Source organism: Treponema sp. R80B11-R83G3, assembly GCF_054786115.1.
Genome location: NZ_BDHF01000165.1, coordinates 1 through 2,140 on the forward strand (window position 1 = coordinate 1; position 2,140 = coordinate 2,140).

The 2,140-nt window shown below is 47.3% G+C and carries 1 protein-coding gene and 2 pseudogenes; all 3 read right to left on the bottom strand.

The features are described from left to right. Positions 1 to 232: pseudogene (locus tag ACYVRH_RS12070) on the bottom strand (ATP-grasp domain-containing protein); the annotation flags it as partial. Positions 233 to 267: 35 nt separating this feature from the next. After that, positions 268 to 813, bottom strand: coding sequence for a class I SAM-dependent methyltransferase (locus ACYVRH_RS12075; protein ID WP_461257156.1), 546 nt, complete (start codon positions 811 to 813; stop codon positions 268 to 270). Between the two features lie 199 nt (positions 814 to 1,012). Further along, positions 1,013 to 2,026: pseudogene (locus ACYVRH_RS12080) on the bottom strand (ATP-grasp domain-containing protein); the annotation flags it as partial. Positions 2,027 to 2,140: the final 114 nt, after the last annotated feature.

Genomic DNA, 2,140 nt, shown 5'->3' on the forward strand with positions numbered 1-2,140 from the left:
TCCCCGCAGTCATTATTCCAAGGCGTGTTGTCGTCCCCTGAATTGAACGGGCAAACGCTTCTATCCCTTCTTTGTCTTTTAAATCAATTTGTTCAAATTGATCCGCCTGAGATACGCATGGCGCGGAAGAACTGCCGTCCAGAGCGATGGCGTAGAATCCCAGTTCTTTAGCGATACTGATAACCGGCCCCTGCATAACTCCCGCGCCAAGGATAATTAATTTCTCTTTCATAATTTATCTCCTAAATCATATAACCACAAAATTTTCTACCACGAACCACATGAATAAAGAGCGAACGAAGAAGAATAAGCGAGAGATACATGGATCGACGTAAGACGAGAGCGGGTGTTTAGGTGTTGTTGTCCGAAAGCTTGTTGTTGTTCGTGTTGGTTCGTGTGGTTCGTGGTAGAATTCTTTTTTTTAGATTTTTTTTGTGCGTAAACTTCAAAAGTGTCGCCCAGACCAAAAATTTTACTGACCGCCCAAAAAATCCAATACAGCGGACTTTTTTTGCTTTTTGCGAATTTTCCAAAAAGCGGGAAACGTTCCGGGTGGAAGCCGGTTATTACTATTTTTTTTACTTTAAAGCCCGCGAGGACAAGCGCTTTCTTGCACATTTTGGGCGCCCAGATTGTAAAGTGATCGGCGGGGCTGTTTTCTAAAAATTTGCGAAGTGATTTGCGACCGCTTACGCCTGAATACGAAGGAGTTGAAAACGCGAGAATGCCGCCGGGTTTTAAAAGTTTTTTTATTTCGGCTAATACGGTAAGGCAGTCTGTGAAATGTTCGATAACGTACCATAAGGTGATAATATCGTAGAGCGGGGAGTGGGGAGTGGGGAGTGGGGAAGTCGGGGAGTTGGGAAAGAGCGGTTTTTAATTCATCAGAAAGAATAAAAGCATCAGGAGGGAAAAGGGAAGCGGGTAGTGAGTAGTTGGTAGCGGGTAGTGAAAAGTAAGTTGATGATAAAAACGCTTTTGTTTCCGCGTCTGCGGGATCAAGCCTGATGAGGATTGAGCGGGCGGCGGTTTCGGCGGCTTGTATGGCGGTTTCTCTTGTCTCGGCGCTAGCGATGATGTTGCCGCATTTTGTTACGTTGTTTTCCGGGAAGGAAACTTTACTGCCTTCCGTGATTCGCAGGAAAAAGTCATTAACGTGGTTTACAGTTTTGGCTTTTTCTATGCCTGCGATTTGTTTGACGGTTCCCGGGATTGAGATAAACGCTCTTTCGGCGCACGTCCATTTTTTAATCGGGACAAGTCCTTGCGGCTCGTGTCCCATTGCAGAAAGGATAGCGCCTTTAATTGGCAGAGCGCCTGATGAATAGGGGTATGTCCACCCTGACATATATCCGCCTGAAAGACGCGCCGCGATTTCTCCAATCATAGGCCCTTTAGCTGTCAGTTTGATGTCGCCCTTTGCGGCTCCTATGTTTTCTTTTCCGGCAAGCCCAAGTGCGTGAATTCCGGCGCGGAAAGTGTCAAGAATCGCGGTTTGTTTTTCTTCTTCTATAATAGTGGGCATTGTATGCCCCATTTCGATAAAATACGGCGGGAAGAAAATATGCCTGTCCGCAAGACCGCAAATGGTGATTTCCCCATGATAGACAATCGCGTCTACGGAAAACTCAGGGCCTTCCATATAATCTTCTACAATCGCGCGGCCTGATCGTGAAAAGCCGATTGCCGTTTTTGCCGCTTCGTTTAATTCTTCCGCGCTGTCAACTCGTCTGCAACCCCTGCTTCCCATGTTGTCTACGGGTTTGATTACTAGGGGATAGTGAGCAGTGAGCAGTGAGCAGTGAGCAGTGAGTAGTGGGGCGGCGTTGCCGCCTTGGGGAGTTAGCGGCAAGTCGGCTGCGGTGATGGTGATGAAATCGGGGGAGGGGAGATTGGCTTTTTTGAAACATTCGCGCATTCTTGATTTATCGGACGCGTTAAGAGCGGATTCGTAGGGGATGCCGGGTAATCCTAATTTTTCCGCTACCCATGCGACATTGGCTGAAAAATCAGTCCCCGCAGTCATTATTCCAAGGCGTGTTGTCGTCCCCTGAATTGAACGGGCAAACGCTTCTATCCCTTCTTTGTCTTTTAAATCAATTTGTTCAAATTGATCCGCCTGAGATACGCATGGCGCGGA